The sequence below is a fragment of the Methylobacterium organophilum genome (assembly GCF_022179465.1).
GTDB lineage: Bacteria > Pseudomonadota > Alphaproteobacteria > Rhizobiales > Beijerinckiaceae > Methylobacterium > Methylobacterium organophilum.
This window is the reverse complement of record NZ_BPQV01000005.1, coordinates 34,321-49,493: the sequence shown is the minus strand read 5'-3', so window position 1 is coordinate 49,493 and position 15,173 is coordinate 34,321. Positions and strand designations below refer to the sequence as shown.

The 15,173-nt window shown below is 72.9% G+C and carries 17 protein-coding genes and 1 pseudogene; 9 read left to right on the top strand and 9 right to left on the bottom strand.

The genetic code is table 11. The annotated features are described in order from the left end of the window. Nucleotides 1-5 precede the first annotated feature (5 nt). A complete protein-coding gene (gene mobA, locus MFF21_RS09815; protein WP_283206521.1) occupies nucleotides 6-605 on the top strand; it encodes a molybdenum cofactor guanylyltransferase MobA in 600 nt (199 codons plus the stop codon). A 74-nt stretch (nucleotides 606-679) separates the two neighbouring features. On the opposite strand, the gene MFF21_RS09810 is transcribed toward mobA, so the two are convergent. The 8 genes and pseudogenes from MFF21_RS09810 to MFF21_RS09775 form a co-directional block, all read right to left on the bottom strand. Further along, nucleotides 680-2,677 carry a methyl-accepting chemotaxis protein gene (locus tag MFF21_RS09810; RefSeq protein ID WP_238310972.1) on the bottom strand — a complete coding sequence of 666 codons (1,998 nt, stop codon included), beginning with the start codon at nucleotides 2,675-2,677 and terminating at the stop codon, nucleotides 680-682. Nucleotides 2,678-2,966: 289 nt separating this feature from the next. After that, entirely contained in the window at nucleotides 2,967-3,428 is a 462-nt protein-coding gene (locus MFF21_RS09805; protein ID WP_238310971.1) for a peptidylprolyl isomerase, read from the bottom strand. 210 nt (nucleotides 3,429-3,638) lie between these two features. Beyond that, on the bottom strand, nucleotides 3,639-4,118 hold the full coding sequence (gene tolA / locus MFF21_RS09800; protein WP_373324977.1) for a cell envelope integrity protein TolA: 480 nt from the start codon (nucleotides 4,116-4,118) through the stop codon (nucleotides 3,639-3,641). Beyond that, the gene (locus MFF21_RS09795; RefSeq protein ID WP_238310970.1) at nucleotides 4,119-4,670 is read right to left on the bottom strand and encodes a peptidylprolyl isomerase; all 552 of its coding nucleotides are present in this window, start codon (nucleotides 4,668-4,670) and stop codon (nucleotides 4,119-4,121) included. It abuts the gene before it with no gap. A gap of 53 nt (nucleotides 4,671-4,723) precedes the next feature. Further along, the gene (gene coaD, locus MFF21_RS09790; RefSeq protein ID WP_238311235.1) at nucleotides 4,724-5,224 is read right to left on the bottom strand and encodes a pantetheine-phosphate adenylyltransferase; all 501 of its coding nucleotides are present in this window, start codon (nucleotides 5,222-5,224) and stop codon (nucleotides 4,724-4,726) included. A gap of 60 nt (nucleotides 5,225-5,284) precedes the next feature. Next, on the bottom strand, nucleotides 5,285-6,196 hold the full coding sequence (locus MFF21_RS09785) for a metallophosphoesterase family protein (RefSeq protein ID WP_238310969.1): 912 nt from the start codon (nucleotides 6,194-6,196) through the stop codon (nucleotides 5,285-5,287). 93 nt (nucleotides 6,197-6,289) lie between these two features. After that, nucleotides 6,290-6,766, bottom strand: a pseudogene (locus MFF21_RS09780) (VIT1/CCC1 transporter family protein); the annotation flags it as partial. Nucleotides 6,767-6,971: 205 nt separating this feature from the next. Next, a complete protein-coding gene (locus MFF21_RS09775) occupies nucleotides 6,972-7,379 on the bottom strand; it encodes an exopolysaccharide production protein YjbE (protein WP_373324976.1) in 408 nt (135 codons plus the stop codon). A gap of 239 nt (nucleotides 7,380-7,618) precedes the next feature. On the opposite strand from MFF21_RS09775, the gene MFF21_RS09770 reads away from it, so the two are divergent. The 3 genes from MFF21_RS09770 to lpxK are packed head-to-tail and all read left to right on the top strand — an operon-like array spanning nucleotide 7,619 to nucleotide 10,709. Further along, entirely contained in the window at nucleotides 7,619-8,392 is a 774-nt protein-coding gene (locus tag MFF21_RS09770) for a lysophospholipid acyltransferase family protein (protein ID WP_238310967.1), read from the top strand. Then, on the top strand, nucleotides 8,389-9,693 hold the full coding sequence (locus MFF21_RS09765; protein WP_238310966.1) for a 3-deoxy-D-manno-octulosonic acid transferase: 1,305 nt from the start codon (nucleotides 8,389-8,391) through the stop codon (nucleotides 9,691-9,693). The genes MFF21_RS09770 and MFF21_RS09765 overlap by 4 nt, the downstream gene beginning before the upstream one ends. A 14-nt stretch (nucleotides 9,694-9,707) precedes the next feature. Then, nucleotides 9,708-10,709, top strand: a complete 1,002-nt coding sequence (lpxK, locus tag MFF21_RS09760) for a tetraacyldisaccharide 4'-kinase (protein ID WP_238310965.1) — start codon at nucleotides 9,708-9,710, stop codon at nucleotides 10,707-10,709. Here the strand turns inward: lpxK and MFF21_RS09755 are convergent. Next, nucleotides 10,706-10,927: a DUF2093 domain-containing protein gene (locus MFF21_RS09755; RefSeq protein ID WP_238310964.1), complete on the bottom strand. Its 222-nt coding sequence runs from the start codon at nucleotides 10,925-10,927 to the stop codon at nucleotides 10,706-10,708. The genes lpxK and MFF21_RS09755 overlap by 4 nt on opposite strands. A gap of 141 nt (nucleotides 10,928-11,068) precedes the next feature. On the opposite strand from MFF21_RS09755, the gene MFF21_RS09750 reads away from it, so the two are divergent. The 5 genes from MFF21_RS09750 to MFF21_RS09730 all read left to right on the top strand — a co-directional run bounded on the left by MFF21_RS09750 (nucleotide 11,069) and on the right by MFF21_RS09730 (nucleotide 15,136). Beyond that, on the top strand, nucleotides 11,069-11,470 hold the full coding sequence (locus tag MFF21_RS09750) for a cytidine deaminase (RefSeq protein ID WP_238310963.1): 402 nt from the start codon (nucleotides 11,069-11,071) through the stop codon (nucleotides 11,468-11,470). Continuing rightward, on the top strand, nucleotides 11,467-12,276 hold the full coding sequence (locus tag MFF21_RS09745) for a purine-nucleoside phosphorylase (protein ID WP_238310962.1): 810 nt from the start codon (nucleotides 11,467-11,469) through the stop codon (nucleotides 12,274-12,276). Before MFF21_RS09750 ends, MFF21_RS09745 begins: the two co-directional genes overlap by 4 nt. Nucleotides 12,277-12,289: 13 nt before the next feature. Next, nucleotides 12,290-13,018: a deoxyribose-phosphate aldolase gene (gene deoC, locus MFF21_RS09740; RefSeq protein ID WP_238310961.1), complete on the top strand. Its 729-nt coding sequence runs from the start codon at nucleotides 12,290-12,292 to the stop codon at nucleotides 13,016-13,018. Further along, nucleotides 13,015-14,325 (top strand): thymidine phosphorylase, encoded by a 1,311-nt coding sequence (gene deoA, locus MFF21_RS09735; RefSeq protein WP_238310960.1) that lies wholly within the window; start codon nucleotides 13,015-13,017, stop codon nucleotides 14,323-14,325. Before deoC ends, deoA begins: the two co-directional genes overlap by 4 nt. Nucleotides 14,326-14,407: 82 nt before the next feature. Further along, nucleotides 14,408-15,136: an aspartate/glutamate racemase family protein gene (locus tag MFF21_RS09730; RefSeq protein ID WP_238310959.1), complete on the top strand. Its 729-nt coding sequence runs from the start codon at nucleotides 14,408-14,410 to the stop codon at nucleotides 15,134-15,136. Nucleotides 15,137-15,173: the final 37 nt, after the last annotated feature.

The window sequence follows — 15,173 nt, the reverse complement described above, 5'->3', positions numbered from 1 at the left end:
CGCGCGTGGCCCCGCCGGTGCTGGGCCTGATCCTGGCCGGCGGCCAGGCGCGGCGGATGGGCGGGGGCGACAAGCCCCTGCTGCGGCTCGGCGGCCTCACCCTGCTCGAACGCATCTGTGCGCGGCTCGGGCCGCAATGCGGCGCGGGACTGGCCCTCAGCGTCCATGGCGAGGCGGGGCGGTTCGCCGGGTTTCCGGGGGCGATCCTGCCTGACCCGCTGCCGGGCCGGCTCGGGCCGCTTGCGGGCATCCTGGCGGGGCTGGAGCAGGCCGCCGCGCAAGGGATTTTCGAGATCGTCAGCGTGTCGGGTGACGCCCCCCTTCTGCCGGGGGACCTCGTCGCGCGGCTGCAAGCGGTGCGTCCCGAGGGCGGCATCGCGCTGGCGGCTTCGGGCGAGCGGCGGCACCACACGATCGCCCTCTGGCCCGTCTCGCTCCGGGGCGACCTGCGGCGCTACCTGGATGCTGGCGAGCGCCGGGTCGGCGGCTTCATCGCCCGTCACGAGGCGGCGGTGGCCTCCTGGCCGGTCGATCCGGTCGATCCCTTCCTCAACCTCAACACGCCCGAGGATCTGGCGATGGCACAGGCGCTGGATCTCGGCTGAGAGCCGCGGCGCCCGACCACCTGGGGCAATCGGGCGGGCGTTCCCGGTCTTCGAGGCGGCGGGTTTCCCTCGCCTCACGCGGCCTGGATGTCGCGCAGGAAGCCGTCGACCTCGCGCTTGACGGTGAGGGACTGCGTGGCGAGCTCGGCGGCGGCACCGAGCACCTGGGTCGCGGCGCTGCCGGTCTCGCCCGAGGCGGCGAGCACCCGGGCGACGATGGCCGAGACGTCCTGGGTCCCGCGGGCGGCCTCGCCGGCATTGCGCGAGATCTCGTTGGTCGCGGCGGCCTGCTCGGTCACCGTGGCCGCGACCGCCTCGCTGATCTCCTTCATGGTCGCGATGGTGCGGCCGATCTGCTGGATCGCGGTGGCGGCCTGGCCGGTGGTGGCCTGGATCGCCGCGATCTGGTCGCCGATCTCGCTGGTCGCCCGGGCGGTCTGGCCGGCGAGTTCCTTGACCTCGGCGGCCACCACCGCGAAGCCCCGGCCCGCCTCGCCGGCCCGGGCCGCCTCGATCGTGGCGTTCAGGGCGAGCAGGTTGGTCTGGCCGGCGATGGCCGAGATCGTGGTCACGGCGGCGCCGATCTGCTCCGCGGCGGCGCCGAGGCTGACCATGGCGGCGTTGGTGATCTCGGCCTCGTGGGCGGCGTGGTTGGCGACGTCGTTGCTGCGGATCACCTGCCGCTCGATCTCCTGCAGGGAGGAGACCATCTCCTCGGAGGCGGCGGCCACGGTCTGGACGTTGACGGCGGTCTGCTCGGCGGCGGCGCTGGAGGCGACGGCCTGGCTGTTGGTGTCGTCGGCGACCTGGGTCATGGAGCGGGCGGTGGCATCGAGCTCCGTGGCGGCGGCGGTGACGATCTCCAGGGATCCGGCGACGCGCTGCTGGAAGGTCTTCACGAGCTGGTCGACCCGGTCGGCGCGGCGCTGGCGGGCGGATTGCTCGGCGACCTGAGCGGCTTCGAGTTCGACCCGGGCGATGGCGTTCTGCCGGAACACTTCCACGGCCTGGGCCATCTCGCCCATCTCGTCGACGGCGTCGCGGGAGGGGACGTCGACGGCGTTGTCACCGGCGGCCAGGCGCTTCATGGCGGCGGTCATGCCGGCGACGGGGCCGATGATGCTGCGGGCGATCAGGAAGGCCAGGGCGGCGCCGAGAGCCAGGGCAACGGCGATCAGGCCGAGCTGCACGGTGCGGGCGGTGCCCACCTGCGCGGTCGTCTCCGTCGCGATCGCTTCCACCGCGTTCTGGATGTTGTCGCGCACGGACGCTCCGGCTTCCGTGATCGCCGTCGTGCGCGGCGTGATGCCCGTATCGTACACGGCCTGGCTCTCGCCCAGGGCCGCGGTGGTCGCCCGGAACGCGGCGGCGTAGCCGGCGAGGGCCTGTTCGACGGTCTTGATCGGCTGCGCGAAATCGCCGTCCGGATCGAGGCCGCGCAGCGCCTTCAGGGCGCCTTCGGCCTTGCCGATATTGGCGGCGAAGGTGGCCGGCCCCTTCGGATCCTGGGTCGCGAGGAAGCGCCAGTTCGCGACCCGGACGAGCAGCACGGCGCTCTCCGCTGCTGCGGCCTGCCCGATCTGGGCATCGCTGCCGCGGGCGCGCATCTCGGTCAGGAGCGCGCCGGTGGCCCGGGTCAACTCGTCACCGCCCGTGAAGAGCTTGTTCTTCGCGTCGAGGATGGTGGAGCCGGCGGTCCCGAGACGCTGGACCTCGCCCTTGAGCTCGTGGGCGCTGTCACGCAGCTGGACATAGATCCGCAGTCGTTCCTGCGACACGGCCGTCGCTGCGAGATTCGCGCTGACGTCTTCCAGGGATTGCCGGGTCTTTTCCAGCTCGGCGAGCCGCTCCGGCTTGGGCGAGGACCAGTAATCCTCCGTCTGTGCGATGAGCCGGGCCGTAAGGCTGTTCACGGTGAAGATGGAGCGGGCGACCCCCTCGAGGCGGCTGCGCTCGTCGTACTGGCTCACGACGCTGCCGAGCTGATGCTGCGCGAAGCCGCCGAGCCCGACGGCGATCACCATGAGGCTGCCGAAACCGGCGTAGAGGCGCGAGCGTATGCCGAGATTCATGGGAGGTCGCTTTGCTGATGCGGTGACCTCTGTTTGCAAGGGCTTATCTAAGAACCACTTAAATTTGCCGCAGAGTACAATGTAGAATCGTAACGTTGTTTCCCTTAATAATTGCGTTTGATTTATAATATCTCGCAAGAGTTGTGTCTGGACACGGTGACGGGTGGGCCTGGCCTTGTGCGCCGAGGGGCACCGCCCGTTGCGATCGCACCCGGAAACCACCCGCCCTCTGCCTTCGGCGAGAGGGCGGGTGGGTGACGCGTCCTGAAAGCCGGCCGCGGTCTCTCGTTCAGGCTGCCGCGACGGTCGCCTTCACGATCCGGTCGGGCTCGCGCACGGGCTCGCCGCGCTTGATCGTGTCCACGACCTCCATGCCTTCCACGACCTTGCCCCACACGGTGTACTGCTTGTCGAGGAAGCGGGCGTCGCCGAAGCAGATGAAGAACTGCGAGTTCGCCGAGTGCGGGAAGTTGGTGCGGGCCATGGAGCAGGTGCCGCGCACATGCGGCTCGTCGTTGAACTCCGCCTTCAGGTCCGGCAGCTCCGAGCCGCCCGAGCCGGTGCCGGTCGGGTCGCCGGTCTGGGCCATGAAGCCGTCGATGACCCGGTGGAACGGCACGCCGTCATAGAAGCCCTGGGCGGCGAGCGTCTTGATCCGCTCGACGTGGTTGGGGGCCAGATCCGGCCGGAGCGCGATCACGACGCGGCCCTTGGTCGTTTCCAGAACGATGGTCTCGTTGTTCTCTGCCATGTCGTCACGACTCCTTTTGTTCTTGAACGTCGTTCGTTGCGGGGAAGCCGCTTCGGCGGCCGGCCCGCGCCTGTCTCGTCCCCGATCCGAGGGACGCGTCTGTCGGCGGCCCGCCGGGAGATGGCAGGCCGATCCAGGCCACGCCCCCGTCTACGTGCTGGGGCCGGTCGATCTCAAGCCCTGAACCGTCCGAGGCCGCGGCCGGGTCCCTCACAGGTCCCTCCCCCGCGGCCCTTCGTAGACGAAGCGCAGGGCGATCGGCCGCCCCGCGATGGCGCCGCCGAGCCCGGGCGTGACCCGGGCCGGGGTGCAGCGCCGGATCGCGGAGAGGGCGGCCTCCTCGAGGAGCGCCCGGCCGCGGGCATCGGCCGGCGCCTGCGCGAAGGTGATCCGCGGAGGGCCGATCACGGAACCGTCCCGGCGCAGGCTGAAGCGCACGGTGATCTCCGTGCGCTCGAACCGGGCGAGTCCCTCCGGTGCCCGCCAGCAGGCTGCGAGCCGGGGATAGAGCTGCTGCAGGGTGTCGGCCGGGGCCTCTCCGCCCGGCGATACCGGCACCTGCACGGTGCCGCGCAGGGTCTCCGGCAGGGGCAGCGGGGGCTGGTAGAAGCCCCGGGCCTCGGCGCTCAGGCCGATCAGGAGCGGCAGGGCGGCCCGGAGGGCGGGTCTCCCGTGCCGCTCCCCGGGCACCTACTTGGCGCCTTCGGCGAGCTGCATCTTCACGATCTTGTCAGGGTTCTGGACCGTCCCCCCCGGCGCGCCGCTCGCCGCCTTCTTGATCTTGTCGACCACGTCCATGCCGCTCGTGACGACGCCGACCACCGTGTACTGGTTGTTCAGGAAGGGCGCGTCGGCGAGGCAGATGAAGAACTGCGAATTGGCGGAGTTCGGATCCTGCGAGCGGGCCATGCCCACGGTGCCGCGCTTGAACGGGGCGGAGGAGAACTCGGCCGGGATGTTGGGCAGGTCGGAGCCGCCGGTGCCGTTGCCCTTCGGATCGCCGGTCTGGGCCATGAAGCCGTCGATCACCCGGTGGAACTTCAGCCCGTCATAGAAGCCGCGCTTGATCAGCGTCTTGAGCTGCTGGGCGTGCTTGGGGGCGATCTCCGGGCGCAGCTCGATGGTGATGCGGCCGTCCTTGGTGTCGAGATAGACGGTGTTGGCATCCGCGGCCCGTGCGGGCGCGGACAGGCCGAGCCCGGCGGCGAGGGCGAGCGCGAGGACGGCGTGGCGACGGTTCATGCGGCGTCTTCTCCTGTCGATCCGCCATGTCCAAGCGGTCGTTGCGGTGAGGCTCACGATTTCGCGAAGCGGGCGGCGAGGCGTTCGGCCACGATCCGCGGCACGAAGGGCGAGACGTCCCCGCCCATGGCCGCGATCTGGCGCACCAGGGTGGCCGTGATCGGGCGCACGCCGGTCGAGGCGGGCAGGAACACGGTCTGCACCTCCGGCGCCATGGCGCCGTTCATGCCGGCGAGCTGCATCTCGTAGTCGAGGTCGGTGCCGTCGCGCAGGCCGCGGATGAACAGGCTGGCGCCGCAGCGGCGGGCGGCTGAGACGGCGAGGTCGTCGAAGGTGATGATCTCGAGGGCCGCGCCCTCGGCCTGGGCGAGCGGCGCGCAGGTCGCCCGCAGCAGCTCGGCGCGCTCCTCCGCCGAGAAGGTCGGTGCCTTGCCCGGATGCACGCCGATGGCGAGCACGATGCGGGGCACCAGCCGGCAGGCCTGGCGGACCACGTCGAGATGGCCGTTGGTGACCGGATCGAAGGAGCCGGCATAGAGCGCGGTGCGGGTCATCGCCGACAGCGCGTAGAGCATTTTGCGGGCGCAGGGAACAGCCGCGCCGCCGATCGGGTCTCACCCCAGCGTCAGCGGGAAGCTCGCGAGCTCGGCGATCGCGCCGGCTTCGTTCAGGCCCCGTTCGATCGCGCGGATCCGGTAGCGGCCGCCCGCGGCGGCGCCCGTGGGAGCGATCGTGTAGAGATAGTAGGAGGCTCGCCGGTTGAAATGCGCGCTGCGGGCCGAGGCCGAGGGGGCGCCGGCCACCGGCACCCGGCTGCCGCGGGGCCCATCGACATAGGCGAGCATGCCCCGGTGGTTGTGGCCGTGCAGGACGAGCTCGGCACCGGCCCGGCCGATCATCGCCGTGAAGGCGGCGGCGTCCTTCAGCTCGCGCCCCGGCGCGGCGCCGCCGGGATGGGGCGGATGGTGGATCATCACGACCCGGCAGGGCGGCGCGGCCTCGGCGCCGAGGTCCAGCAGCAGGCGCTCGGCGGCCGCGATCTGGGCCGGCCCGAGCCGGCCCGTGGCGGCGAAGGGTTTGGTGGGGATCGCCGAGGACAGGCCGATCAGGGCGAGGGGCCCGCGCCGGCGCAGATAGGGAAAGTGGCCGGTGCCGCCGGCATCCGCTCCCGTCCAGGGGCCGCAGGCCGCGAGAAGGCCCTCCAGGGAGCCGCGGACATAGGCGTCGTGGTTGCCGGGTACGAAGCTGACCCCCTCGGGGCCGCCCAGCGCTTCCAGGAAGATGCGGGCCGTCTCCCACTCGTCCGGCAGCCCGAGATTGCACAGGTCGCCGGTACAGGCGATGTGGTCGCAATCCTGCCGCCGCAGGTCGGCGACGAGGGCGGCGAGCAGGTCCATGTCGTGGACCTTGCCGCGCCCCCGCCGCCAGTTGACGTAGCCGGTGGCCCGCTTGCTCAGGAGCTGGCGCAGCCGCGGCCGGGGCAGCGGCCCGACATGCGGGTCGGTGAGGTGGGCGAGACGGAACATCGGGTCCGGATCGGGCCGCGGGCGGGAACGGGATTGCCCGCAATCGCGGCGGATGCGCCGCGCGTCAACCGTCCCGGCTGCGTGAACGCGGTTCTAGGCGTTCCCGATCAGGACGCCGGCCCCGAGGACCAGGGCGCCGCCGAGCACCACCTGGAGGGCGGCGCGGACGAAGGGCGTCGCCATGTAGCGGGTGCGCACCGCGGCGATGGCGACGAGCTCCACCAGCACGACCAGGATGGCGAGGCCGGTCGCCAGGCCGAAGGCGTTCGGCCAGGAATCGGGGATCGCGTAGGGCAGGGTGTGGCCGAGGCCGCCGAGCGCCGTCATCACGCCGCAGACGATGCCGCGGGTGAGCGGGGACCCGCGCCCGGTCACCGCCCCGTCATCCGACAGGGCCTCGGTGAAGCCCATGCTGATCCCGGCGCCGATCGAGGCGGCGAGACCGACCAGGAAGGTCGCCCCGTTGCTGTGGGTGGCGAAGGCCGCGGCGAAGATCGGCGCCAGGGTCGAGACCGAGCCGTCGATCAGTCCGGCCAGGCCCGGCTGGATATATTGCAGCACGAAGGCGCGCTGCTTCTCGGCACGCTCCACGGCGGACAGAGGGAGGGAAGGAGCGGACAGGAGCATGAGGGAACCTCTTTAGAACAATTCCAGATATACACTTTGGAATCGTTCCAGACAAGAGTTCTTGCTCGGGTCCGGCCCCCCGACACGAAAAGCCCGCCGCGGCCGGAGCCGGGCGGGCGAACGCGTCACAGGTGAGAGGCGGAGCGGATCAGCAGTCGTCGCCGCCCTTGCTCGCCTGGGTGCCGACATCCTGCTGGGCGCCGGTGCTGTTCATGGCGCCGACGGTGCCGGGCGCGGCGGGCTGCTGGCCGCCGGCGAGATTCTTGCTGCCGGGATCAGAGCCTTCCTTCTGGTTGCCCTTGTCGCCGACCTGCTGATTGGCACCCACGTTGTTCATGGCACCGACCGTGCCGGGGGAGCCGGGCTGCTGGCCGCCGGCGATGTTCTTGCTGGACTGGTCCGTGTCCGAGCTCTTCGCGTTGGTCTGCTCGTTCGGGCTCTTGCCCTTGGTCGAGCCGGTGCTGCACGGTGCGGCGAAGGCCGTGGACACGGAGAGCAGGAGCGCCGCGGCGCCCACGCCGATCGAAAGCTTCTTCACGAGTTTCCTCCGAATCATTTGAACTGCGGGAAGAATCGGAAAAGCGGAGGTCCGGTTCCCCAAAAGGCCGGGTGAAAGACGGGAATCTTTTACCAGGTTTTGTGGCAGAGGACGGCCGTTGCGCCGCCAAGGGGTTCGGGGATAGACAGCCGCCGATCTCCGCGGACTCGCCGCGGGGCCCCCTCCCCGGTCACCGGATCCACCTCCGACCACGGCCGGCGCGGGCGCCGGATCGCCTCAGGAAACGACGCTCCCGCATGGGCGTGATCAAGACCATCGGCCGCACCCCCCTCGTCCAGCGCCTGCTCGCACGCGTCGCGTCCCGCTATCTCGCCTGGGTGCGGCGCTCCAACCGGTTCACCGTGGTGCCGGGGGACGCCTATGCCCGGCTCGACGCGATCGGGCCCTTCATCGCCGGGATGTGGCACGGCCAGCACATCATGGTCCCCTTCCTGCGCCGGCCCCAGGATCGTGTCGCGACGATCATCTCCCGCTCGCCGGACGGCAACATCAACACCATGGCCCTGGAGAGGCTCGGCATCCGGGTGATGCGCGCCTCCGGCGCCCGCGGCCGGGTGGTGCGCGACGTCCGGGCCAAGGGCGGTGCCGAGGGCCTGCGCGCCATGGTGAAGGCGTTGAAGGGCGGCGAGACCGTCGCCTTCTCGGCCGACGTGCCCAAGCTCTCCCGCATCTGCGACGCGGGCATCATCATGCTCGCCCGTTTCTCGGGCCGTCCGATCGTGCCCGTCGCCGTGGTGACGAGCCGGCACATCCGCTTCAACAGCTGGGACCGGGCCTGCCTCGGCCTGCCGCACGGGCGCGGCGCCATGGTGTTCGGCGAGCCGATCCACGTGCCCCGCGAGGTCGAGCCGGCGGAGGTCGAGGCCCTGCGCCTGAAGGTTCAGGCCGAGATGAACCGGGTGCACGATCACGCTTATGCCCTGGTCGGCCGTCAGGATCGGGTCGGTTACCGCGGCCATGCCGAGCCGCCGGCCGCCCTGGAGAACGACGGCTTGAGGAATCCCGCGTGAGGGTCCCCCCGATCCCGGTCACGCTCCGGGCCTATCGCTGCGGCCTGACCCTCGGCGAGCCGGCCATCGCGGGCCTGCTCGCCTGGCGCTCCCGCCGGGGCAAGGAGGATCCCGGCCGCCTTCCGGAGCGGCGCGGTCGCCCGGGCCGGGCGCGGCCGGTGGGCAATCTCGTCTGGATGCACGGGGCGAGCGTCGGCGAGGCCCTGTCGCTCATCGGCCTCGTCGAGGGCATGATCGCCCGCGGCCTGTCGGTGCTCGTCACCACCGGCACCAAGACGGCGGCCGAGCTGCTCGGCACCCGCCTGCCGGCCGGCGCCGTGCACCAGTACATGCCCCTCGACGCGCCGCGCTGGGTGAGCCGCTTCCTCGATCACTGGCAGCCCGACCTCGCCGTGATCGCCGAGTCCGAGCTGTGGCCGAACACCATCCTCGGCCTTCACGAGCGCAGGATCCCCCTCGTCCTCGTCAACGGCCGCATGTCCGAGCGTTCGGCCAAGGGCTGGGGGCGCTCCCCGCGCACGGCCCAGGCGCTGCTCTCCCGCATCGCCGTCTGCCTCGTGCAGACGAACGACGATGCCGCCCGCTTCGCCCGGCTCGGCGCCCCGCGCATCAGCGTCGTCGGCAACCTGAAATACGATTCCGCCATGCCGCCGGCGGATGCCCAGCAACTCGCCTATCTCGGCGACCTCGTCGGCAGGCGCCCGGTCTGGGTGGCGGCGAGCACGCATTCGGGCGAGGACGCCCTCGTCGCGCGGGCCCATGCCGCGCTGAAGGAGCGCCTGCCCGGCCTGCTCACCATCATCGTGCCCCGCCATCCCCGCCGCGGGGACGAGGTCGCCGCCTGCGTCGCGGCCGAGGGCCTGCGGGCGAGCCGCCGCTCCAAGGGCGGGCGGCCGCACGGCCAAGTCGAAGTCTATATCGCGGACACGATCGGCGAGGTCGGGCTGTTCTACCGCCTGAGCCCCCTCGTCTTCCTGGGCGGCTCGCTGGTGCCGCACGGGGGCCAGAATCCGATCGAGCCGGTGCGCCTCGAGGCGGCGGTGCTGCACGGCCCCCATATCGGCAACTTCCTCGAGCCCTATCGCGCCCTCGACGCGGCCGGGGGGGCCCTGGCAGTCACCGACGCGGCGGAGCTGACGACCGCGGTCGGCGATCTCCTGTCGGATCCCGCCCGCATGGCGGCCATGGCCGAGCGCGGGCATGCCGCCCTGGCCCCCCTCGAAGGCGCCGTCGCTCGGACGCTCGCCGTGCTCGACCCCTATGTCGCGCAGATGAAGCTCGCGGCCCGGGGCCTCTCGTGACCGGGGCCTGAGGGGTGAGGCCGCCCCGCTTCTGGTCGGCCCCGCCCGGGCACCCGGCGGCGCGCCTGCTCGCGCCGCTCGGTGCGGCCTACGGCGCGCTGACCGCCGCGCGGATGGACCGCCCCGGGATCGCGGCCCCCTGCCCCGTGCTCTGCGTCGGCAACTTCACCCTCGGCGGGGCCGGCAAGACGCCGACCGCCCTCGCCCTGGCGGATCTCCTGCGCGAGGCCGGGCTGCGACCGGCTTTCCTGAGCCGCGGCTATGGCGGCCGTCTGCCCGGTCCCGTCCGTGTCGTGCTGGAGCGCCACCGGGCGGAGGAGGTGGGCGACGAGCCGCTGTTGCTGGCCCGGGCGGCCCCGACCGTCGTCGCGCGGGACCGGCCCGCCGGGGCCCGGCTCTGCGCCGGGCTCGGCGCGGACGTGATCGTGATGGATGACGGCCTGCAGAATCCGAGCCTCCTCAAGGATCGGGCGCTGGCCGTGGTCGATGCGCAGGTGGGGCTCGGCAACGGCCTGCCCTTTCCGGCCGGCCCGCTCAGGGTGCCCCTGGCCCGGCAATGGCCGCACGTGACGGGCCTCGTGCTGATCGGCGAGGGCGCCGCCGGTGCGGCGGTGGCGGCCGAGGCGCAGGCGCGCGGGCTGCCGGTGCATCGCGCCCGCCTGGAGCCGGACGCGCCGGATGCCTTCGCCGGACGAAGGGTCTTCGCCTTCGCGGGAATCGGGCGGCCGGAAAAGTTCTTCGGCACCCTCGCCGCCGCCGGCGCGGAGATCGTCGGGCGCCGGCCCTTCCCGGACCATCACCCCTTCCGCCAGGCCGAACTGGCCTCCCTCGCCGAAGCGGCGGCGCGGGCGGGGGCGGCTCTCGTCACCACCGAGAAGGATGCCCTGCGCCTGCCGCCGGGCTTCCGGGAACGCGTTGCCGTGCTCGCCGTCAGGCTGCGCTTCGAGGATCGGCAGACCCTCCACGCGCAGCTCGCCGGGCTGAGCGGGTGGAGGAAAAGCGCTGCGTCGCCTTAGGCTTCGCCGGCTTCCTTCATGCGCTGCATCACCGCCTCCGGCGTCGCGTAGGCCTCCTGGCGGTCGACGCTCCAGTAGCGCAGGTCATCGAGGGGGATGGCCTCGCCGGTGACCGCGCAGCGCACGAAGCTGCCGGGCTTGATCACGCGCATGGTGCCGTCGCCGTACTCGACCTTGGCCTCGCCGGCCGGCGTTCCGCGGTCGTATCGACCGAGCATGGGCTGACTCCGTTCCGGATGAAAGGATCTCGCGAGGGTTCATAGGTCCCGGCCGAGGGCTTGTCGATGCGGCTCTCGACAGGGGCGCCGACGGCGGGCCAAACATCCCTCGTCGGAGCGTGTTGCCGAGGTGAGGAGCCGATGACGGAAGAGGTCGCCGCCCTGTTCGAGGCGGCTCGGGCGGCCCGCGCGCGGGCCTATGCGCCCTATTCGCGTTTTTCCGTCGGGGCGGCCGTGCTCGATGGGGAGGGCCGCATCCATGCCGGCTGCAACGTCGAGAACGCCGCCTATCCCGTCGGCACCTGCGCCGAGGCCGGTGCCATCGCCGCCATGATTGCCGGCGGCGGTCGCGCGATCCGGGCCATCCTCGTGCTCGGCGACGGGGACGCCCCGGTCACGCCCTGCGGCGCGTGCCGCCAGCGCATCCGCGAATTCGCCCGGCCCGAGACGCCGATCCACGTGGCCGACCCGAACGGCCTGCGCCTGTCGCTCACCCTCGACGCGCTCCTGCCCCACGCCTTCGGCCCGGAGAATCTCGCGTGAGCCCGGAAGCGGCCCTCGCCCGTGTCCGGCAGGCGGGGTTTTCCGGCGACTATGCCTGTGCCCTCGTCTGCGGCACCGGCCTCGGTGCCCTGGTCGAGGGGATCGAGGCGCCGCGCACCCTCCCCTACGCGGAGATCCCCGGCTTTCCCCCGCCCGGCGTCAGCGGCCATGCCGGCAGGCTGCACGAGGGCCGCATCGCCGGGCGCGCGGTGCTCGTCTTCGAGGGCCGCAGCCACGCCTACGAGCGCGGCGACCCGGCGGCGATGCGTCGGCCCCTGGCCCTGGCCGCCGCGCTCGGGACGAAGGCCCTGCTTCTCACCAACGCCGCGGGCTCGCTGATGCCGCAGGCCGGCCCGGGCGGCCTCGTCGCGCTCTCCGACCATCTCAACCTGTCGGGCATGAACCCGCTGATCGGCGAGCCGAGCGACGGGCGCTTCGTGCCCATGGTCGATGCCTACGATCCCGCCCTGCGCGCGACCCTTCAAGAGGCGGCACGGGCCTGCGGCCTGTCCCTGCCTGAGGGGGTCTATGCCTGGTTCTCGGGTCCGAGCTTCGAGACCCCGGCGGAAATCCGGATGGCCGGCCGCCTCGGAGCCGACCTCGTCGGCATGTCGACGGTGCCGGAGGCGATCCTCGCCCGCTTCCTGGGCCTCCGGGTCGCCGCCGTCTCGGTGGTGACCAACTTCGCCGCCGGCTTCGGCGCGGGCGATCCGCACCATGCCGAGACCAAGGCGGTGGCGGCGCGGGCGGGGGCGGATCTCGCGCGGCTGGTCGCCGCCTTCGTCGCGCGGCTGCCGGCCCCGTGATACGAGGGCGCCGATGACGAACGCTCCCGACATCGCGGCCCGCGCGCTGCCCCTCCTCGACCTCACCGATCTCGGCGAATCCTGCACCGAGGCGGCCGTGGCGGCCCTGTGCCGGGACGCGGCCGCCGGGCGTGTCGCGGCGATCTGCGTCTGGCCGGCCTTCGTCGCGCAGGGGGCGCGGGCGCTGACGGGGACGGGAATCGGGATTGCGACCGTGGTCAATTTCCCCGCCGGGGACGAGGATCCGGACCCGGTGGTGGCGCAGACGCGGGCCTGCCTCGCGGACGGGGCCGGCGAGATCGACCTCGTCCTGCCCTATCGCGCCCTTCTGCGCGGCGAGGAGGCGACCGCTTGCCGGATGGTCGAGGCCGTGCGGGCGGCCTGCGCCGGAGCCTGCCTCAAGGTCATTCTGGAGACCGGCGAACTCCGCGACCCGGAGGTGATCGCCCGGGCGAGTGCCCTCGCCCTCGCGGGCGGGGCCGACTTCATCAAGACCTCCACTGGCAAGAGCCCGGTCTCGGCGACGCCCGAGGCGGCGGAGGCGATGCTGACCGTGCTGAAGGCGCACGGCGCGGGCGGGCTCAAGGTCTCCGGCGGCCTCCGCACGGTGGCGGATGCCGCCCTCTATCTCGCTCTCGCCGACCGGATCAGGGGGCCGGGCTGGGCGGGCCCCGATACCTTCCGCATCGGGGCGAGCAGCCTCTACGCGGCGCTGGTCGATGCGCAGGAGACGGCACGATGAGGCTCCCGCAGGAGATCATCCGGGACAAGCGCGACGGCAAGGCGCTGGCCCCGGAGGAGATCGCCGGCTTCATCGCCGGGCTCACCGAGGGCGCGGTGACCGAGGGCCAGGCGGCGGCCTTCGCCATGGCCGTGTTCTTCCGCGGCCTCTCCCTCGACGAGCGGGTGGCGCTGACGCAGGCCATGACCCGCTCGGGCACGGTGCTGAACTGGGACCTGCCCGGCCCTGCCCTCGACAAGCATTCCACCGGCGGGATCGGCGATGCGGTCAGCCTCGTGCTCGCCCCGATGGTGGCGGCCTGCGGCGGCTACGTGCCGATGATCTCCGGCCGCGGCCTCGGCCATACCGGCGGCACCCTCGACAAGCTCGAGAGCATCCCGGGCTACGACGCCACCCCCGGCCTCGACCGCTTCCGCGCCGTCACCCGGGAGGCGGGCTGCGCCATCATCGGCCAGACCGCCGACCTCGCCCCCGCCGACAAGCGGCTCTACGCCATCCGCGACGTGACCGGCACGGTCGAGTCCCTCGATCTGATTACGGCTTCGATTCTGTCGAAGAAGCTGGCCGCCGGGCTCGATGGCCTGGTGATGGATGTGAAGACCGGTTCGGGGGCCTTCATGGAAGACCGAGAGGCCGCCCGCGCCCTCGCCCGAAGCATCGTCGCGGTGGCGAACGGCGCCGGCTGCCCCACCGTGGCGCTGGTGACGGACATGGACGCGCCGCTGGCCTCCGCCGCCGGCAACGCCGTGGAGGTGGCCTATTCCATCGACTACCTGACCGGGGCGCGGCGCGAGCCGCGCTTCCACGCGGTCACCCTGGCGCTCTGCGCGCAGATGCTGGTGACGGGCGGCCTCGCCGCCGATGTGGCGGAGGCCGAGGGCAGGCTGGAGGCGGCCCTCGCCTCCGGCCGGGCGACCGAGCACTTCGCGCGCATGGTCGCGGCCCTCGGCGGCCCGCCGGATCTGGTCGAGGCGCCGCAGCGGCACCTGCCGCGGGCACCGGTGATCCGGCCGGTTCTTCCGGAACGGGCGGGCTTCGTCGCCGGGGTGGCGACCCGGGCGATCGGGCTCGCGGTGATCGGCCTCGGCGGCGGCCGCACCCGGCCGCAGGACGGTATCGACGGGAGCGTCGGCTTCTCCCGCCTCGCCCGCCCCGGCGACGCGGTCGGGCCGGAGGCACCCCTCGGCCTCGTCCATGCCCGCGACGAGGCGGCGGCGGAGCGGGCGGCGGCGGCCCTGCGGGCGGCCTACCGGCTCGGCGAGGCGGCGCCGGAGATCGGCCCGGCGGTGCTCGAACGGATCGGGTGAGGCGCCTCCGCCGGTCGGGGCGGACGGACCTCGCCGGGTCCGTGCACGCTCCTTGCGTCGCCCGGCGCCGGAAACGAGCCCCATGCGCATCCTGCTCATCAATCCGAACACGTCCCCGGCCGTGACCGCGCTGCTGGCCGGCCATGTCCAGGCGATGTCCGGCGACGAAGCCGCCTTCGTGCCGGTGACCGGCCGATTCGGCGCCCGCTACATCGCCAGCCGGGCGGCCTCGGCGGTGGCCGCCCATGCTGCCCTCGACGCCCTGGCCGAGCACGGCGCCGGCTGCGACGCGGTCTATCTCGCCTGTTTCGGCGATCCCGGGCTGTTCGCCCTGCGCGAGATCGCGCCGGTCCCGGTGGTCGGCATGGCGCAGGCCGCTTGCGAATGCGCCTGCGCCCAGGCGGACCGCTTCGGCATCGTCACCGGCGGGGCCCTGTGGGGGCCGATGCTGACGGAGCTCGTGGCGGGGCTCGGCCTCGCGGAGCGGCTGTCCGGCATCCGCACCGTGGCGCCGACGGGGGGCGAGATCGCCCGGGATCCGGAGGCTGCCCTCGGCCTCCTCGCCGCGGCCTGCCGGGCCTGCGCGGAGGAGGACGGCGCCGGGGCCGTGATCCTCGGCGGCGCCGCCCTGGCCGGCCTCGCCGGGCGGATCCAGCCCGCCGTGCCGGTCCCCGTGCTCTGCTCCGTGGAGGCCGGCACCCGCGCCGTCCTGGCCGCGGCGCGGGCGGGCGCTTCGCCCCGGACCGTTCATCCCGCGACCGAGAGCGTCGGCCTCGGCCTGGGCCTCGAACGCCTGCTGGCCGGCCGGTGAGCGCGCCAGGGAGGGCAGCGCCCCGTCCGCAAACGAG